The sequence below is a fragment of the Vreelandella titanicae genome (genome assembly GCF_014697095.1).
GTDB classification, from domain to species: Bacteria; Pseudomonadota; Gammaproteobacteria; order Pseudomonadales; family Halomonadaceae; genus Vreelandella; species Vreelandella titanicae.
The window spans coordinates 2,518,160-2,535,972 of sequence record NZ_CP059082.1; the positions used below are offsets into that span (position 1 = coordinate 2,518,160).

At 57.8% G+C, this 17,813-nt stretch carries 7 protein-coding genes; 5 read left to right on the plus strand and 2 right to left on the minus strand.

The genetic code is table 11. From position 1 onward, the window contains the following. Positions 1 to 8 precede the first annotated feature (8 nt). A complete protein-coding gene (locus HZS52_RS11580) occupies positions 9 to 8,660 on the minus strand; it encodes a glycoside hydrolase family 94 protein (RefSeq protein ID WP_190374795.1) in 8,652 nt (2,883 codons plus the stop codon). Between the two features lie 302 nt (positions 8,661 to 8,962). On the opposite strand from HZS52_RS11580, the gene HZS52_RS11585 reads away from it, so the two are divergent. The 5 genes from HZS52_RS11585 (at position 8,963) to HZS52_RS11605 (ending at position 16,338) form a co-directional block, all read left to right on the plus strand. After that, complete coding sequence (locus HZS52_RS11585) at positions 8,963 to 10,612, plus strand: DASS family sodium-coupled anion symporter (RefSeq protein ID WP_223828118.1); 1,650 nt, start codon at positions 8,963 to 8,965, stop codon at positions 10,610 to 10,612. 151 nt (positions 10,613 to 10,763) lie between these two features. Then, positions 10,764 to 11,912: an exonuclease SbcCD subunit D gene (locus HZS52_RS11590; protein WP_190374796.1), complete on the plus strand. Its 1,149-nt coding sequence runs from the start codon at positions 10,764 to 10,766 to the stop codon at positions 11,910 to 11,912. Next, complete coding sequence (locus HZS52_RS11595; protein WP_190374797.1) at positions 11,909 to 14,974, plus strand: AAA family ATPase; 3,066 nt, start codon at positions 11,909 to 11,911, stop codon at positions 14,972 to 14,974. Before HZS52_RS11590 ends, HZS52_RS11595 begins: the two co-directional genes overlap by 4 nt. 129 nt (positions 14,975 to 15,103) lie before the next feature. Further along, the gene (locus tag HZS52_RS11600; protein WP_022522432.1) at positions 15,104 to 15,850 is read left to right on the plus strand and encodes a tellurite resistance TerB family protein; all 747 of its coding nucleotides are present in this window, start codon (positions 15,104 to 15,106) and stop codon (positions 15,848 to 15,850) included. Then, positions 15,850 to 16,338, plus strand: coding sequence for a phosphatidylglycerophosphatase A family protein (locus HZS52_RS11605; protein ID WP_009288337.1), 489 nt, complete (start codon positions 15,850 to 15,852; stop codon positions 16,336 to 16,338). Before HZS52_RS11600 ends, HZS52_RS11605 begins: the two co-directional genes overlap by 1 nt. An 89-nt stretch (positions 16,339 to 16,427) precedes the next feature. Here HZS52_RS11605 and HZS52_RS11610 read toward each other — a convergent pair whose 3' ends face one another. Continuing rightward, on the minus strand, positions 16,428 to 17,810 hold the full coding sequence (locus tag HZS52_RS11610; protein WP_190374798.1) for an NAD-dependent succinate-semialdehyde dehydrogenase: 1,383 nt from the start codon (positions 17,808 to 17,810) through the stop codon (positions 16,428 to 16,430). Positions 17,811 to 17,813 lie beyond the last annotated feature (3 nt).

Sequence of the window (17,813 nt, forward strand, 5' to 3'; positions counted from 1 at the left end):
TGCCTCCGTTACTTTTCAGCGACTGTGTTTGGCTTGATAAATACCTCTAACTGATGCTGTTTGCCATCCAGCGGAATGCGTACTTCACCTTGTTGACGGGTCAGTATTCGGCCATCGAGCTGCGCGCTGGGTGCCTCATCGGTGGTGGTAACCTTAACCGCGTAGTGGGTGGAGGCAATGGTTAGCGTTGCGCTAAAACCTGGCCAGTCGTGGGGAAGGCAGGGGGCAATCACCAGCCAGCCACCTTCTCGGCGAATGCCCATAATGCCCTCCACTCCGGCGCGGTACATCCAGCCCGCTGAGCCTGTGTACCATGTCCAGCCGCCGCGTCCGGTATGAGGCGCAACCGAATAGACATCTGCAGCCACCACATAGGGTTCTACGTGATAACGAGCGACCTCTTCGGTGGTGCGGGCATGATTGATCGGGTTGAGTAGCGCAAAAAGCCCATGTGCTTTACTGCCCTCGCCGAGCTTTGCAAAGGCGAGAATTGCCCACATTGCGGCGTGGCTATATTGCCCACCGTTCTCGCGCATACCGGGCGGGTAGCCGCCGATATAGCCTGGGTCGCGCTGGGGCTGATCGAAGGGGGGCCAGAACAGTAGCGCAAGCTGCTCATCGGGCCTGATCAGCTCACGTTCCAGTGACGCCATGGCGAGGGCTGCGCGGTGGGGGTCTGCTGCCCCCGAGAGTACCGCCCAGGTCTGGGCAATCGAATCAATTTGGCAGGCGTCGCTCCCTTTACTGCCCAGCCAGCTGCCGTCATCAAAGGTCGCCCGGCGGTACCACTGGCCGTCCCAGGCGTTGCTTTCCAGCGCACTACGCAGCGCGGTGATATGGGCGCGCCAACGCTCGGCGCGTGGAGTGTCCATTGTGGCTGAGTCCAGTGTGGTTGAGTCCAGTGTGGTTGAGTCCTTAGCCGCTGAAGGCGCTTGCTTTTCGCGCTGCTGGGCAAAGGGTAGAAACAGCTCCAGGGTATGCACCAGCAGCCAGCCAAGCCACACGCTTTCGCCTTCGCCCGCTTCGCCAACGCGGTTCATGCCATCGTTCCAATCGCCGCCACCGATCAACGGTAAGCCGTGCTCGCCGGTTAGATCAATGCTTTGATCCAAGCCTCGGGCGCAGTGCTCAAACAGCGAGGCGGTTTCCCCTGCGATCATCGGCTGAAAAAAACAGTCGTGCTCTTCAGGCGCTAATTCGGCACCTTCCAGAAAACTCACCGGCTCGTCGAGCACGGCGGCGTCGTGGGAGGTGGCGATATAGCGGGCGCAGGCATAGGCCAGCCATACCCGGTCATCGGAAATGCGCGTACGTACCCCTTGGCCGGAATGGGGCAGCCACCAGTGCTGGACATCGCCTTCGACAAACTGGCGTGAGGCGGCGCGCAGCAGGTGTTGGCGAGTGGCTTCGGGGCTAGTGAAGGTTAACGCCATGCCATCCTGTAACTGGTCGCGGAAACCATAGGCGCCGCTGGCTTGGTAAAACCCTGAGCGCGCGGTGATTCGGCAGGCAATGGTTTGGTACATCAGCCAGCCGTTAAGCATGATGTCCATGGCGCGGTCAGGGGTGGCCACTTGTACCGCGTTAAGCTGCGTTTGCCAGTGCGCAGTGACCAGTGCGAGCTCCGCGTCAATGTCCGCCTGGCGATACCGCGCGATCAGCGATTTGGCTTCAGCGGTTGAGCTGCTTTGCCCCATCAGTACAACGATATCGACGCTTTCTCCTGCCCCTAGCGTTACGCTGCGGTTAAGCGCGGCACAGGGATCCAACCCCGCACCGTGGGTGCCGGAAAGCGGAGCCTGGCTGCGCAGCCCCGCGGGCGCCCCCAGGCTACCGCCGTGGCCGATAAATTCACAGCGGTCAGCCGTCCAGGAAGTTGGTTGGGTGCCGATATCCAGAAACGCTACCCGGCCAGGGAAATTTATATTCCAGGGATTCTCCACCAGCAGCGCGCCGCTGTCGGCGTCTGGGTGCGAGATCAGAAAAGGCGCCGAGCCGCTACGTGAAGTCCCTAGCACCCACTCGGCATAAGCCGTCACCGAGAGCTTGCGTGGTCGCCCGGAGTGATTGCTAAGGCGTAGCCGTGAAATCCTTAGCGGGGTCTCTAGGGGCACGAAGTGCAGAAGCTCCAGAGCGATCCCATCCACTTGGTGCTCGAACTGGCTATAGCCGAAGCCGTGTCGTGCCATGTAGCGGCCATGATCCCGCAAAGGTCGGGCAGTCGCGGTGAAGAGCGCCATCGTCTCTTCATCGCGAACATAGATCACATCGCCACTTGGATCCATCACGGGGTCGTTTGACCAGGCTGTGAGCTGGTTTTCGCGGCTGTTATCCGCCCATACATAGCCTGCGCCTTCTGCTGATACCTGAAAGCCGAAGCCTGAGTTGGCGATCACGTTGATCCACGGCGCGGGCGTGGAGCTCCCTGTCTCAAGTACCGTGACGTACTCACGACCATCCTGAGCAAAGCCGCCCAGGCCATTAAAAAACTCAAGCGTTGGGAGTGGCGTTTCGCTGGCATTGAGCGGGGTGTGCCTGGGTAGGGGACGTTTGACCAACGCTTGGGGCGGTGTTGTGGCAAGGCGTGTGGGCAGCGTCAAGGCTAATTGATTCGCTATGCTGCCGCGATGGGCCATTAATGCAACGCAGGCGATCGACTGAAGCTGCATACGTACTTCCAGACTTATTAGGTCGGCACGCAATGCAATCACGGCGCCCTGAGCGAAATCTTTTTTAAGACGAGGTTGTGTTTGGCTGCTAAGCACCGCTGTTTCAATGGCCTGCTGCAGATCCTGAATATAGGAGGAGGAGCGCTCATTGATAATCACCACATCCACGCCCAGCCGCTTCATGCGCCAATATTCGTGGGCACGGAGCAGTTGGCGTACCTGGCCAATGTCATCAATGCTATCAATGCGCATTAAAATTATCGGCAGGTCACCGGAAATGCCGTGTTGCCAGAGTCGCGACTGCGGCCCGGCACCACGCTCAATGGCTTCGGCAGGCGCTCTAAAGCGGGTATCAGGGTAAAGAATTGGCGCGGCAAGACGCTGAAAGTCGGCGGCTTCTTCAGGCTGAATGCCCAAATGGCGAAGCTGCACCTGTGCCTGAGTCCAGGCGAGGGTTTTGGCGCGCTCAAAGGCGCTGCGGTCGTGGTGTTTATCAATTAGATCCATCAGCGCCTCACGGGAGGAGGCGACCACAGTCCAGTAAGCGATTCGGGCCGCTTTGCCGGGGACTACGCGCAGGCAGTAGCGCAGTGCAAAAATAGGATCCAGTACGCTACCAACACTGCTTGAAAGGTGCTGGCCCTCTGCCAGCGCTGAGGCATGCAGCGTACTTCGGCCGCGGCCTAAAAACCGGGCCCGGTCAGTCTCGAACTCCAGCTCGCCCACGGTGTCGCCCTCTACCACCGCAAAGTGAGCCGCCCACACCTGCTCTTCATCGGGTGAGCGCCGCCGCCTTGTGGCGATCAAGGCGTTGAAGGCTTCAAGGTACTCGGTCACCACAAACATTTTGGCGAAAGCGGGGTGTGCATTGTCGGTACTGGGAGCGGTCAAGACTAATTCTAGATAGGAGGTGATCGTGATGTCCCGGGCGTGACGACCGCTGTTGGTGAGCGAAAGGTGGCGAACTTCGCTGTCGTCCTCGCCTGAAACCAGCACCTCCATGTGGCTGGTGATGTCGTCATGACGATGGCTGTAGCGAGCATAATCCTCGGCAAATATCGCATGGCTATGTTCATCGTTAGCGCCGGCCGGGTGCGCCGCCGTTTGCCCTGTGGCTGTCCACACGCCGGGGTGCTTGGCATCGCGCAGAAAAATAAAGCTGCCTAAGTGGTCGCGGGTGGCATCCGGCTGCCAGCGGCTAATGGCTACGTTGCGCCATCTGCTGTAACCACCGCCGGTGGCCGTTAGCATCACCGAGTAGCAGCCGTTGGAGAGTAAATGGGTAACGGGTGCGCCACTGGCTGTTGTTGAAGCACGGCGAATAGTTTGTGCTTCGTTAATCATTTGGCTCGCGTTTGACTTCACCTCTTCAGCGCGGGGGTGGGCAATCGCCACGTTACGCGGAACCCGCTCTTGAAGCAGCAGTTCGCTGGCTTGAATCATCGGTTCGCGGTGAAAGCGAGCGCGCATCTGGCCGTGATGCAGGGTGTTAGCAATAGCCGCGATGGTCATGCCCTGATGGTGGGCCATAAAGCTGCGCACAATCACCACTTTCTCACCTGCGGGTAGCCGCGAGCGAGTGAAATCGAGTGCTTCATAGAAGCCATAGCGGCCTACTGCACCCATCTCCGCCAAGCGTTTGAAATTACGACAGGCGCCGTTGGGGTCAACCATGGCGGCTAATCCGGTGGCGTAGGGTGCGATCACCAGATCAGCAGAGAGCCCTCGCTTGAGCCCCAGCCCCGGCACCCCAAAATTAGAGTATTGATAGGTGAACTCCCGATCACGGGCATTATAAGCGGATTCGGAAATACCCCAAGGGGCGGAGAGCTGGGCAGCGTAGGTCTCTTGACGCTTTACCACTAGCCGGTTGGTTTGCTCCAGCAGGCTGCCCCCAGGGGCGCGCATCACCAGCGAGGGCATCAGGTATTCAAACATCGATCCCGACCAGGAGATCAATGCCGAGCCAAAGGTGACCGGGGTGGCAGCACGGCCGAGTTTGAACCAGTGGCGGGTGGGAATATCGCCTTTGGCAATTGCAAACAGGCTAGCCAGGCGCGCCTCAGAGGCCAGCAGGTCGTAGCAGCTGGTATCCAGGCAGTTGTCATCCAGCGAATAACCAATCGACAGCAGTTGACGCTCGCTATCGAGTAGAAAGGCGAAATCCATGCCCAGTGCCAGGCGTCGCGCCGAGTCCGCAAGCTGCTGCAGGCGTAGGGCGAGTGCACCCTCTTCAAGGTTTGGCTGGGATTCCCTGTCATGGCGGTGTTGCGCCACTGAGGCGTGCAGTGCTTGCAACCAAAACAGCAGGTCTTCGCTGTATGGGTCGTTATGCTCGCTGAGAGGAGTGCGCGAAAGCGTTAACGTACTATCCGTCAATGCGGCGATAGTTGCCAAGCATCCCGTCGACATCACTTTGCCTTTCAACTGAGCGTCTATGGCCTCCAACTGCACGCTAAGCTGAGCCGTGAACTCTTTCGACAAAGTGGATGCTTGTTTAAGTGTCTGACGGGCCAGGTTTAGGGTGTCGGCAATGCCTTCGCGTGGGTCAGCTAGATAGCCTGCCGTCTGCCAGGTTTCGCAGGCATTGGCGATAGCGATAAGGTGCCCTGCAAGGTTGCCGCTATCCACCGTTGACACATACCGGGGGTTAAGCGGGCGCAGGTCGTGGGTGGCGTACCAGTTATAGAAGTGCCCCCGGTAGCGGGGTAGTCCCAGCATCACGCCCAGGGTGGCTTCGAGTCGCTCAAGCGTCTCATGGGTACCTGTCCAGCCGAAATCCCGTGCCGCCAGGGTGGAGAGTAGATAGAGCCCCATATTGGTCGGCGAGGTGCGCTGGGCGAGGGCGGGCTGAGGATCCTCCTGAAAGTTATCCGGCGGTAAGCGGTTATCGGTGGCAGTCACGAAGGTTTCGAAAAAGCGCCAGGTTCGCCGAGCAATAACCCGTAGCTCAAGGGCTTCTTCTTCTGAGATGGTGGGTTGGACAACGGCGCTTGTGCTGCTGCTTAACCAAGAAGCCACTGCTGGTGCCGCCAACCAAAGCAGTGCCATGGGAAGTGTGATTGGCCATGTGTGGCTGGCTGTCCAGAGTGCACTGATCACCACCGCTAGCCCCAGTGCGGTGCCTGGGGCCATGCGCTGATAGAATCCCAGTACGGTCAGCGGCGGGCTTTTCATCGACTGGGCGGCAGATGTCCACTCCAGTAGACGCCGGTGGGTGACCAGTACGCGGGCGAGCGTTCTGGCGATGGCATCCAGCATGCGCCATGCTTGGTCAGGTAAAAACAGGATCAGTAGCAGCATTTGTGCGCTACCCAGCTTTAGCTCGTCAAACCAAAGGTGGTAGTGGTGGCGTAGTCTAGACCACGCCCGGAAGGGAACGAATGAGGCCGTTAGGGAGAGCAACACCGGTGCCCCGACAACGGCCAGTAGTAGCAGTGTACTGGTAATAGCCATGCTCAGCGGCAACTGCCAGCTAACCGCAAGGCTTGCCAACACTAATAGTGGCGTTACCGAGCGGCGCAGGTTGCCGAGCATTTTCATTCGCCCAGTGAGCGGCAGCGCCGAGGCGATTAGCCAAGGGAGCAGTTGCCAATCACCGCGTGTCCAGCGGTGCTGGCGCTTGGCGGCTACATCATAGCGGGCCGGGAAGTCTTCAATCACTTCGATATCGGAGGCGAGTCCCGCACGGGCAAATACACCTTCGAACAAATCGTGGCTGAGCAGGCTATTGTCGGGCACCCGGCCAGCCAGCGAGGCTTCAAAGGCATCGATCGCGTAAATACCTTTACCGGCGAACGAGCCTTCACCGACCAGATCCTGATAGAGATCTGAAATAGCGGCGGCGTAAGGGTCGATGCCCCCAGGCGCGGAGAATAGCCGCTGGTAGATAGAACCTTCGCCCCCTGTGGGCAGCGACGGCGTCACTCGAGGCTGCAATATTGCATACCCCTCCACGACCCGGCGTAACTGTTGATCCATTCGTGGCTGGTTTAACGGATGCGCCATTTTACCGATCAACCGGCTGGCTGCGCCCCGAGGCAGGCGAGTGTCGGCATCTAGAGTGATGACGTAGCGCACGTCACTGGGCAGTGGCGGCGGCTCGATAAAGGTGGTGTCCGTGGCGCCACGTAGTAGGCGGTTTAGCTCGTGTAGCTTGCCTCGCTTACGCTCCCACCCCATCCAGGTATTCTCGCTTGCGTTAAATACCCGCCGCCGATGAAGCAAAAAGAAGCGTTTATCGCTATCCAGGGCGAGAGGACAATAACGCTTATTTAACTGCTCCACCGCTGCTTGGGCAGCCGTTAACAGCGCGGCCTCATGGGGGAGTTCCGCTTGGGGGGCATCCACGCCGTCAAGCAGCAGCGCATAGCCAAGCGCCCCCTCACCGCTGGACAAGTGGTGCACTTCAAGACGCTCAATCTGTTCGCGCAGATCTTCTTCGCTGGTCAGCAGCGTAGGCACCGCCACAAGGGTTCTTAACTGTGGCGGAATGCCTTTGGCAAGGTCGAGCCCAGGCAGCGGTTGAGCGTCGATAGAGTAGATAATCAGGCGGTTCACGATCAGCGTCGCGACTTCCATAATGGGCAGGAAACCGAACGCCCCTAGCAGCATAAGCCAGGGTAACGGTACATCACCCATCGCCAGCGGTAACGAAAGCAGCAGTCCACCGGCCAGCGTCATCAGGCCCAATGTCACCACGGCCATCAGTACGATATAGCTGCGAATGCCGTGGTGAATGAGTGTCCGGCGCAGCCATTGGCGTGAGGAGGGGGTAAATCGTATCTGCCGCTCAAGGGTTATCCGCCCTGAGCCCACCAAGAAGTAGCCAGGGTCTCCCCGGCGTGCAGCTTCGGCCGGGTCGCTGGTGGCGTCCCCTGCCTGCTGGGAGAGTGAGAGCGCCGCTTCGACTACCTCAAACTCGCTGAAACGAGAGCCACGGGCGAGTTGTTCTATGGCGCTGCGATACTGATTGCGGGTGGGGAAATCGAGCTGGCTGAAGTGGCTTTGCTGGCGTAACCGGCTATCCACTAAACTAACGTTCTCAAACAGCTCCGCCCAGTCGATGCTGGAAACGAAGCGCATGCTGGTGATGATATTGCGCACGGTTACGTTGGCGGCGCCTTGGCGCTGCTGAGCGTGCTGAACCATGTCGTCAATGCTTTCACCCTGCTGGCTAAGTTGCTCGTTTAGCCAACCTACCAGCGGGCTGCAGCGGGGGTCTAAGCCGCGTAGCCGCTTAGCGAGCTGAGCGGTGAAGGGCTCTGCTAATGGCCCTTTATGAATATTGAGCGTGCTGGTTTCCAAGTGAAAGGTATGACGTTCCTGGGAGGTTTGCCGATCCGTGGGCGTTAGCCATTTAGCGGCCAATGCATCGGCTTCGTCCCTTGCGGTTTGTTCGCTGATAATTTGGTCGGCAAGTCGGCGCAGGTTCTCGATCAGCACAATGCGAAGCGTGATTGCCACTGCCCATAGTTCGCCAATGGTCAGTGGCTGAACGCGTTGATACGCGGTGATAAAGTTCTGCAAATTATCCTGGTCGATATGGCTGTCGGTGTGCGCCACAAAGGCCCAGGCAATACCGAATACCCGCGGGTAGCCTGCAAAAGGCCCGTTGGCTAACTTCGGTAGCCGGCGGTAATAACCGGGGGGAAGGTCGCTGCGTATTTCACGAATTTGCGCTTCAATTAGGTGGTAATTATCGAGCAGCCAGGCGGCAGCGGGCACAATTTCTCGCCCACCTGCCAGCGCTGTGGCGCTGGCGCGGTAAACGTCCAGCAGGGCGCGCGCGTTATCGTTGAGCCGTCGTGTTAACGATACTACTTTGAGTGGCGTGCTGGTCACTGCTTGGTTAAGCGCCAAGCTTCCTGCGTGCTGTTCAAGTCGCTCTGCGCTGAAGAGCTCTTCCCTGACGGGGCTAGTCGAGTTCCACGGCGCTGCAAACGTAGGGTGCGGACGCACAAAACGGAGAAGTTGTTTCACAGATTCCATCCTGGTGAGAATGCACCTCGGTGCACCAACGATGCTTCCTTACCAGAACAATGGTCGTGATGTGAGATTTCGTCCGTGCGCTAGCGCACATTGCGCTTATGTCACTGTTAGTATTTGCGCATAGTTAAACTAAAGTTGTTAGACTTTGGTTGTAATTAATGGCAAATCACTGGACTAATTGCCTATTGCAGTTAATAAAGGGCGCCAAAGGAGGTTCCGTGTCGCCCATCGTGCGGCATATATATCGGAATGTTGATCCTCGATTTGTTCTTTTCACTCTGACCGTAAGTGGCGCAAATTGTATGCATAAAACTGCCCTGATGACGGTATGGGATCAGCTATGGCACTCCCACTACCAAGCCAAAAAACTATTGATGTGCGCGCTACCTACGGGCGGGGCCGCCAACGCCGCGGCTTCGAATACCAAGCGTAATCCTTCCCCTCAACCTAAGCCGCCTGCCTACACCACGCCGCAGAAGATTGGCCTGTTGCTTGGTCCGCTGCTGTTCGCTTTTGTGGTGATGTTTTTTCACCCTGAAGACTTAAGCTTTGAAGGGCGTATGGTGCTCGCTACCACTCTGTGGGTGGCCGTATGGTGGATCACCGAAGCTATTCCTATTCCCGCGACCTCGTTGCTACCCATTGTGCTTTTACCGATTACCGGCGCGTTGGATGGCAATACCGTCACGGCCGCCTACGGTAACCCGATTATTTTCCTGTTTCTGGGCGGTTTTATGATCGCGCTGGCAATGGAGCGATGGGATCTTCACAAGCGTATCGCGCTGTCGATTATTGCCGTGTTGGGCACCAGTATTAATAGCATCGTGTTTGGTTTTATGGCCGCGACGGGCTTTTTGTCCATGTGGGTCTCCAACACCGCATCGGTCATGATGATGCTGCCGATCGGTACCGCTATCGTGTATCAGGTGAGCCAAGAGCTGGCGAAAAGTGACGGCGATCACAGTGCTGAAATCGATAAGTTCAGCAAAGCGCTGATTTTTGGTATCGGTTATGGCGGTACCATTGGGGGGCTGGGCACGCTCATTGGAACCCCACCGAATATCATACTCGCCGCAATTGTAAATCAGCTGTTTGGCATCGAGATCTCCTTTGCCGGTTGGCTCATGTTTGCATTTCCCATTGTGTGTGTACTGCTTTTTATCACCTGGCTGCTACTTACGCGGGTGTTTTTCCGCATTGACTTTAGTCACCTACCAGGTGGCCGAGAGCTGATTAACAAAGAAAAAGCGGCGCTGGGTAACACCAGCTTCGAAGAGAAAGCGGTGCTAGTGGTGTTTTTGTTCGCTGCCTTTATGTGGATCACCCGCTCGTTCTTGTGGCAGGGGCAGATCATCAATATCCCCGGCATCAATGACACCATGATCGCGATTGTCGCTGCGCTGCTGCTGTTTTTGATTCCCTCAAAAAACAAAGGTGGCTGCCTGCTGGGTTGGGACGTGGCGAAAGACGTACCCTGGGGCATTCTGCTGTTGTTCGGGGGCGGTTTGGCGATTGCCGCAGGCTTCGGCTCTTCCGGCCTGGCGGAGTGGATCGGTGGGCAAATGAGCGTGCTGGAAGGCGCCAACTTCTTGCTGGTCATCCTGCTGGCGACCGGCATGGTGCTGTTCTTGACCGAAATCACCTCGAATACCGCCACGGCCACCATGATTCTGCCGGTGTTGGCGTCGCTGGCGCTGGCGCTGGATATCCACCCCTTCGTGCTGATGGTGCCCGCCGCCATGGCTGCCAACTGTGCCTTTATGCTACCTGTTGGTACGCCGCCCAACGCCATCATCTTCGCCACTGGCAAACTGAAAATTATCGAGATGGTGCGCACCGGCTTCTGGATCAACATCATCGCCATGCTGCTGATTGTGGCGGCGGTTTACTTCCTACTGCCGGTCATGTGGGGAGTTGATCTCACCAGCTATCCAGACGCCTTCCGTCGCTAGCGCTGGTTGAGCCTAGAGCCTTTAGAGAAACGATTAGCCCCGCCATTGAGCGGGGCTTTTTGTCGGTCGTTTATGTAGGAGAGGAGTTTTGTGGGTAGATTGAGTATCGGGTTGTTATCATGCCGCTACACTATTTTTTGCTGAGCCTGTTATGCGTCTACTTCACACCGCCGATTGGCACCTGGGGCGGCTGTTCCACAACCTGTCGTTGCTAGATGATCAGCGCTATGTGCTCGACCAGCTTATCGAGATTGTCGACCGGGAAAACGTCGATGCGGTGCTGATTGCGGGCGATATCTACGACCGTTCGGTGCCGCCTGCGGCGGCGGTAACGCTGCTGGATGAGGTGCTCCACGCGCTCTGCGAGGAGCGCAAGCTGCCGGTGATCATGATTTCAGGTAACCACGATGGTGCTGAGCGGCTTCGTTTCGGCGCGCGCCACCTGCGTCAGGCCGGTCTGCATATTCTTTCCGACTTAGCTGATTTTGACACACCTGTAACGCTGACGATTAAGGGCGCTGAGATGGATGTGTTCGGCATTCCCTACGCCGACCCCGAACATGTTCGCAGCCAGTTTAACGTGGAGGTGCGCGATTTTGACGGCGCCCACCGCTATTTGGTTGAGCGCATCGAAGAGCAGCGTCACCCGACACGCCCGTGCATATTGATGAGCCACTGCTTTGTGGATGGCGGCAGCGCCTCGGACTCTGAACGCCCGCTGACCCTGGGCGGTGCCGAAAGCGTCGCCTGGGAGCCTATGCAAGGCTTTGACTATGTGGCGCTTGGCCACCTTCACGGCCCCCAGTACCGCGGCGGCGAGCATATTCGTTACAGCGGCTCGCTGCTCAAATATAGCTTTTCCGAAGCCAGCCAGCGTAAAGGCGTGACGCTGGTGGATCTTGATGCGAGCGGCGTCACCAAGATCGAGCAGATACCCCTTATACCCAGTCGTGAAGTTCGCGTATTAGAGGGCGAGATCGATGCGTTGATTGCCCAGGGGCGAACAGACGCCAATGCCGACGACTACCTGCTGGTGCGGTTAACCGATCGCCACGCCATTCTCGACCCCATGGGCAAGTTGCGTGAGGTGTATCCTAACGTGCTGCATCTCGAGAAGCCCGGCATGCTGGATGCCCAGGGTAATCAGCAGCTTGACCGTGAGCGGCTGAAGTTCAGCGCACTGGATATGTTCAGTGACTTTTTCGCCCAAACCAGCGGTGAGCCCATGACCGACCAACAAGCCGAGGCGATAAGCGAACTGATAGGCGAGCTTAGTCGTGACGAAGAGGCTCAGGGATGACACCTCTAACCCTTACCATGCAGGCGTTCGGGCCCTTTGCGGGCAGTGAGACCATCGACTTCACCGCGCTGGGAAGAAGCCCACTGTTTTTGATTAATGGCCCTACCGGCGCCGGTAAAAGCTCGATTCTTGATGCCATCTGTTTTGCGCTTTACGGCCAAACCGCGGGCAATGAACGCGATCCGGCGCAGATGCGTTGCGACCAGGCTGACGCTTCGCTGCTAACGGAAGTGACGCTGGATTTTCGCCTGCGCGGCGTGGATTACCGGGTTCGCCGCGTGCCCCAGCAGGAGCGTCCCAAGGCGCGCGGCGAAGGCACGACCACCCATAATGCAGAAGCCCAGCTGTGGCGATTAAAGGCAGAGGGTGAAGTGGAATCCTGCCTGGTAGCACGCAAGGTCAATGATGCCACCGCGGAGTTGCAAACCCTGATCGGCCTGGATGCCAACCAGTTTCGTCAGGTGATGGTGCTACCCCAGGGCAAGTTCCGCGAATTGCTGCTGGCAGGCTCCAAAGAGCGTGAAGTGATTTTTTCCCAGCTGTTTCAAACCCAGATTTTTCAGCGCATCGAAGAGCGCCTGCGCACCCAGGCCAATCAAATCGAGCGGGCAGTGAGTGATCATCGCCAGCATATCAGCGGCATCCTCGCCGGGGGGGAGCTTGAGAGCGAAGCCGCGTTAGCGCAAGAGCTTGAAGCGCTGACACCCCAGGTAGACCAAGCGCGGCAACGTTTTGAAACCGCGCAGCAGCAGCGCCGTAGCGCCGAAAAGCAGCGCGATGAGGCGCTGGCGCTGCAGCGTCAATTTGAGGCCCGCGATCGGCTGGCGGCGGATAAAGCCCGTCATCTTGAGCAGCACACACAGATAGAAAGCACTAAGGAGCGCTTAGCGCAAAGCACCCACGCCCAGGCGCTGCGCCCACAGAGAGCTGCCTTAGACCAAGCGCTGCAGGCGTTGATCACCGCCCAGGCCGATCAGCGACAGGCGCAAGCCGAATTAGCCACTCAACGTACTAACGCCGAACAGGCGCAGCAGGCGTCAGAAGTGGCACGCCAGCGTCAGGCAGAGCTCCCCGCGCTCCGTGAACGGCATCGCCAATTGGGCGAATTTATTCATAAAAGCCAGCAGTTAAGCGAGTTGCAGGCGCGTTTTAAAACGGCGCAGGCCACCTGGCAACAAGCCGATAGTGCGCTCAAGCGTGATGAGGCGCAGCTAGATAACATTCGCCAGCAGGGCGAAGCGATTAGCGTTAACCTGGAACGCTTACAGACAGAGTTTCAGCAACTGGCCAGCGCCCCCGCTGAGCTCAGCCGACATAACGACCTGCTGACCCAGCGCCAAGAGCTGGATGAACTCACCCGGCAAGCGCATGAGTTAACCAGCCAACAGCAGCAGGCGACGGAGGCACTCAACCGCCAGCAAAGCGAAGCAGAACGAGCGCAACGCCACGCCACTGAGCAGGAGATGCGTTGGCACCAGGGGCAGGCCGCGCTGTTAGCGCTCACCCTTGAACAGGATGTCCCTTGCCCGGTGTGCGGCAGCCTGGAGCATCCAGCCCCAGCGGTTAACAGTGCCGACGTGGTCAGCCAAGCGCAGGTTGAAGAAGCCAGGGCGGCGCAAGAGCAGGCTCGTCAAGCACAACAGAGCGCCGAGCGTTACCATCATCAGCTCACTCAGCAGATTAACTACAATACAGAGCAGGCCCAGCGGCTTACCCAACAGCTGGGCGAGTGGGCTAGCCAACCGCTGCTTGAACTGCAAAATGCCTGCGAAGGCTTGCGCCGCCAAGTGCAGCGCCGGGAAAGCGTTGAACGTGAGATTAGCCAGCAAACCGTTGCTCGCGAAGCGCTGCGCCGCGAGTGGGGCGCGCTGGATAAGCAGCTTAAAACCCAACGGCCCGCGGTGGAGAAGGCAAAAGAGGACGCGTTGCGCCTAGAGAGTCAGCGCGATCAACTGAGCCAATCGCTGCCGGAAGATGCCCGCGACCCTGAGGCAATGCGCCGAACCCTCACTGAGCTTGAACACCAGATCGCACAGCTCGAAAAAGCCTGGGAGAGCGCCCAGCAGATGCTCTCGACCAGCCAAACCCAACTGGCGCGGGCGGAAGAGCAGCTACGCGGTGCGAACGAGCGAATCGAACGTAGCGAGCAGACGCTTCAGCAGGTGCAAGCTGAGTGGCAAGCCGCCCTGCAGGCCAGCCCCTTTGAAGATGAAGCAGCGTTTCAGGCTGCGCAGTTGGATGATACCCAGCGGCAAGAGTTGACTCGCCAAGTAGAGGCGTACCAACGCCGCCTGGCCGAGCTTGAAGGCGCGCTGGAGAACTACCAAACTCAGCTTGCGGAAAAAACGCCGCCGAATATGGCCGCGTTGACCAGCCTAACCGAGGCGGCCCAGGTCGAAGAGAACACCCAGCTAGAGGCGTGGCGGGGGCTGGATGGGAGGCTGACCACGCTGCGCGGTATTCGTCAAAAGCTTGCGACTGCCCACAGGGCGCAGGCAGAGCTCGAAGCCCAGTATCAGCTGTGGGGCACGCTCAGCGAGGTCGCTAATGGTCGTACGGGGCACCGTATTAGCCTGCAGCGCTTTGTGCTGGGTGTGCTGCTGGATGACGTATTGATTCAAGCTTCGGAGCGTTTGGTGCGCATGAGCCGCGGGCGTTATCAGTTGGTGCGTCGGGAAGATCCCTCCAAAGGTAACAGAGCGTCGGGTCTGGAGCTTGATGTGGCCGACACCTACACCGGCAAGAACCGTTCGGTAGCGACACTCTCCGGCGGGGAGTCTTTTATGGCCGCGCTCTCGCTGGCGCTAGGGCTCTCGGATGTAGTGCAGGCTTACGCTGGCGGTATTCAACTGGATACGCTATTCATTGATGAGGGGTTTGGCAGCCTGGATCAGGATGCGCTGGATCAAGCGATTGCCATGCTCAGCGAACTGCAAATGGGCGGGCGCATGATTGGAGTGATCTCCCATGTCAGCGAACTCAAAGAGCAAATGCCAGTTCGTATAGACGTAAGTGCCAGCCGCCACGGGAGCACGGTGGAAGTAAAGGGCGTACTTCTCTAACGCCGCATGGCCGAGTGCAAGCAGTTTTCTTACAAGGCCTGGTTCATGCTGGGTTCATATAGAATGTTTTATAAAGTAAATGAATCGTCAAACGAGCCCTAAAGATACTATCTACTTAGGAGTACAAGGATGAACGCAAGCAAAATTTTACAGCAGCTGATGCAGCAAGCCGGCGGAAGCCAGAAGGGCGGCAGTAGCAGTGGTGTCGATGTTAAAGGCATGCTGAGCGGGCTTTCTAAGCAGCTAGGCGGTGGCAGTAGCAGCGGTCAAGGTGGCGGCTCCTCCAGTAGCTTTGATATGAAAAGCCTGCTTGGTGGCGGTGCCATGGGTTTACTGGTGGGTTCCAAACGTGGCCGTAGCATGGGCGGCAAAGCACTAAAATACGGCGCCATTGCTGGGGTGGGCGTGCTGGCATGGAAAGCGTGGCAGAGTTCTCAGGCGGCGAAAAATGGCAATGCCCAGCAAAATACGACCCAGAATGCGACAGAGGGCGAGCGGGTAGAAGCGCTTAGTGGCGAGTACCAAGAGCGTCGCAGCCTGGAACTGCTGCAGGCGATGATTATGGCCGCCCGGGCCGATGGCCATATTGATGAGCAGGAGCAGGCGCTGATTACTGAACAGATTGACGCCCTAGGTGCTGATCAAGAGATGCATAACTGGGTGGAGCAGCAGCTAAAAGCACCGCTGGATGCCCAGGCACTGGCCCGCGAAGCGGACTCCCCTCAAGCGGCCCGTGAAATGTACCTGATCAGCGTGGCCGTGACCGATGATCAAAACCCCATGGAGCGTGCCTGGCTTGATCAGTTGGGCAATGCACTTAACTTACCCAAAGAGATGACTGACGAACTTGAGCGTCAAGCGCAGCAGGCGGGTTAATGCTGGATACGGTTAATTTTTGGCTAGCTACCGGCTTTGGCCTGGGGCTAGCGCCGATGGCGCCGGGTACCTTCGGCTCGCTGCTGGGCATCCCCCTGGCGTGGTGGCTGTTAAGCCGCCCGCTAGGTCAACAAGGCGCTATCATGGCAGCTCTGCTGCTACTTGCGATACCGGTTTGCCACATCGCCGCCTGGCACTATGACGGTTTGGATCATGGCAGCATCGTCGCTGATGAGTACTTTGCGTTCCCGCTGGCGGTCATCGGGTTGCAAGCTGCGCGTCACCCGCTGGTTATGGCGTTGGCATTCGTTGTCTACCGCTTTTTCGATGCGCTGAAGCCGCCGCCGATTCATCTGGCAGAGTATGTTCATGGCGGTTTTGGCATTGTTTTGGATGATGTTATCGCGGCGTTGGTGACCTGGGTGGTGATTGCTATTGGGCTCAAGCTTTGGCAGCGTCGAACCTCTGGGCAACAGTTAAACTCGTAATAGAACACGCAACGAAAAAAGCGCCGCTAGCTTAATAAAAAGCTAGCGGCGCTCTATCTTATCGCTCATGATTTTGAGCGCTTACAGGCTTACTCTTGAACGACAATCACCGACTTGGCATTGACGAACTCGTGCATGCCGAAACCGCCGTGTTCGCGACCGTAACCGGAGTTTTTAACGCCACCGAAAGGCATTTCCGGTGTCGCAACACCAAAGCCATTGATAAACACCATGCCGGTATCAAAGTACTTGCTGGCAAGCTCGGTAGCGCGTTTCACATCTTTAGAGATGATTCCGCCGCCCAGGCCGTAACGGCTATCGTTGGCAATGCGCATGGCATCTTCGTCGTCTTTGGCACGAATCAGCGCAGCGACAGGGCCAAATAGCTCATCGTCGTAAGCGGGCTGGCCGGGGGTGACGTTGTCCAGCACGGTGACTGGGTAAAACGCGCCCTTACCGGATGGCTTTTCGCCACCGCAGAGAATTTTCGCGCCTTTGCGCACGCTCTCTTCCACTTGGTCGTGGAGACCATCGCGCAGATCAACGCGAGCCATGGGACCAAGGTCGCTGCCTTCTTGAGTTGGGTCGCCTGCTTTCAGCGCCTGCATACGTTCTACGTAGCGCTGTTTAAACGTTTCGTAGTTCTTTTCAGTCACTACAAAACGCTTGGCGGCAACGCAGGTTTGCCCACCGTTGTAGACGCGCCCCTGCACGCAGGTGTCGATGGCCACATCCATGTCGGCGTCATCGAGTACCAGGTAAGCGTCGTTGGAGCCCAGCTCAAGCACGGTCTTTTTAAGGTGCTCCGCGGCCTTGCCGGCCACTTTGCGGCCCGCACCATCGCTACCCGTTAGCGTTACGCCCCGCACTGCAGAGTGAGCAATCACCTCATCAGAAACATCGTGAGAGATCACCAGCGTACGGAAGACGTTTTCCGGAAGACCCGCTTCGCGGTAGATTTTTTCCAACAGCAAGCCGCTACCGGTCACGTTTTCAGCGTGTTTTAGCAGCACGCCGTTACCCGCCATGATATTGGCGATGGAGTAACGTACAACCTGATACGCGGGGAAGTTCCAGGGCTGAATGCCGTAGATTACACCCATCGGTGAGTAGGTCACGAAACCGCGTTCACCATTGCCAGGCTGACGCTCTTCGTCGGCTAGCTTTTTGGGGCCATGTTCAGCGGTGTAATCACAGATGCCGGTGCAAAGATCGACTTCCTGGCGGGCCTGAGAAGGCAGTTTACCCATCTCATTGACCATCAGGTCGGCAAGCTCTTCTTTATGCTTTTGCATCGCTTGGCCAATGGCTTTAACCGTTTTAGCGCGGCTTTCCAGCGATTCTAGGCGCCAATCGAGAAACGCCTCGTAGCAGGCGTCCACTATCTGCTTGGCTTCCGCGCTGCTCATTAGCGTATAGGATTCGAGGGTTTCACCATTGGTGGGATTAATCGTCTTGATACTGTTGCTCATAAG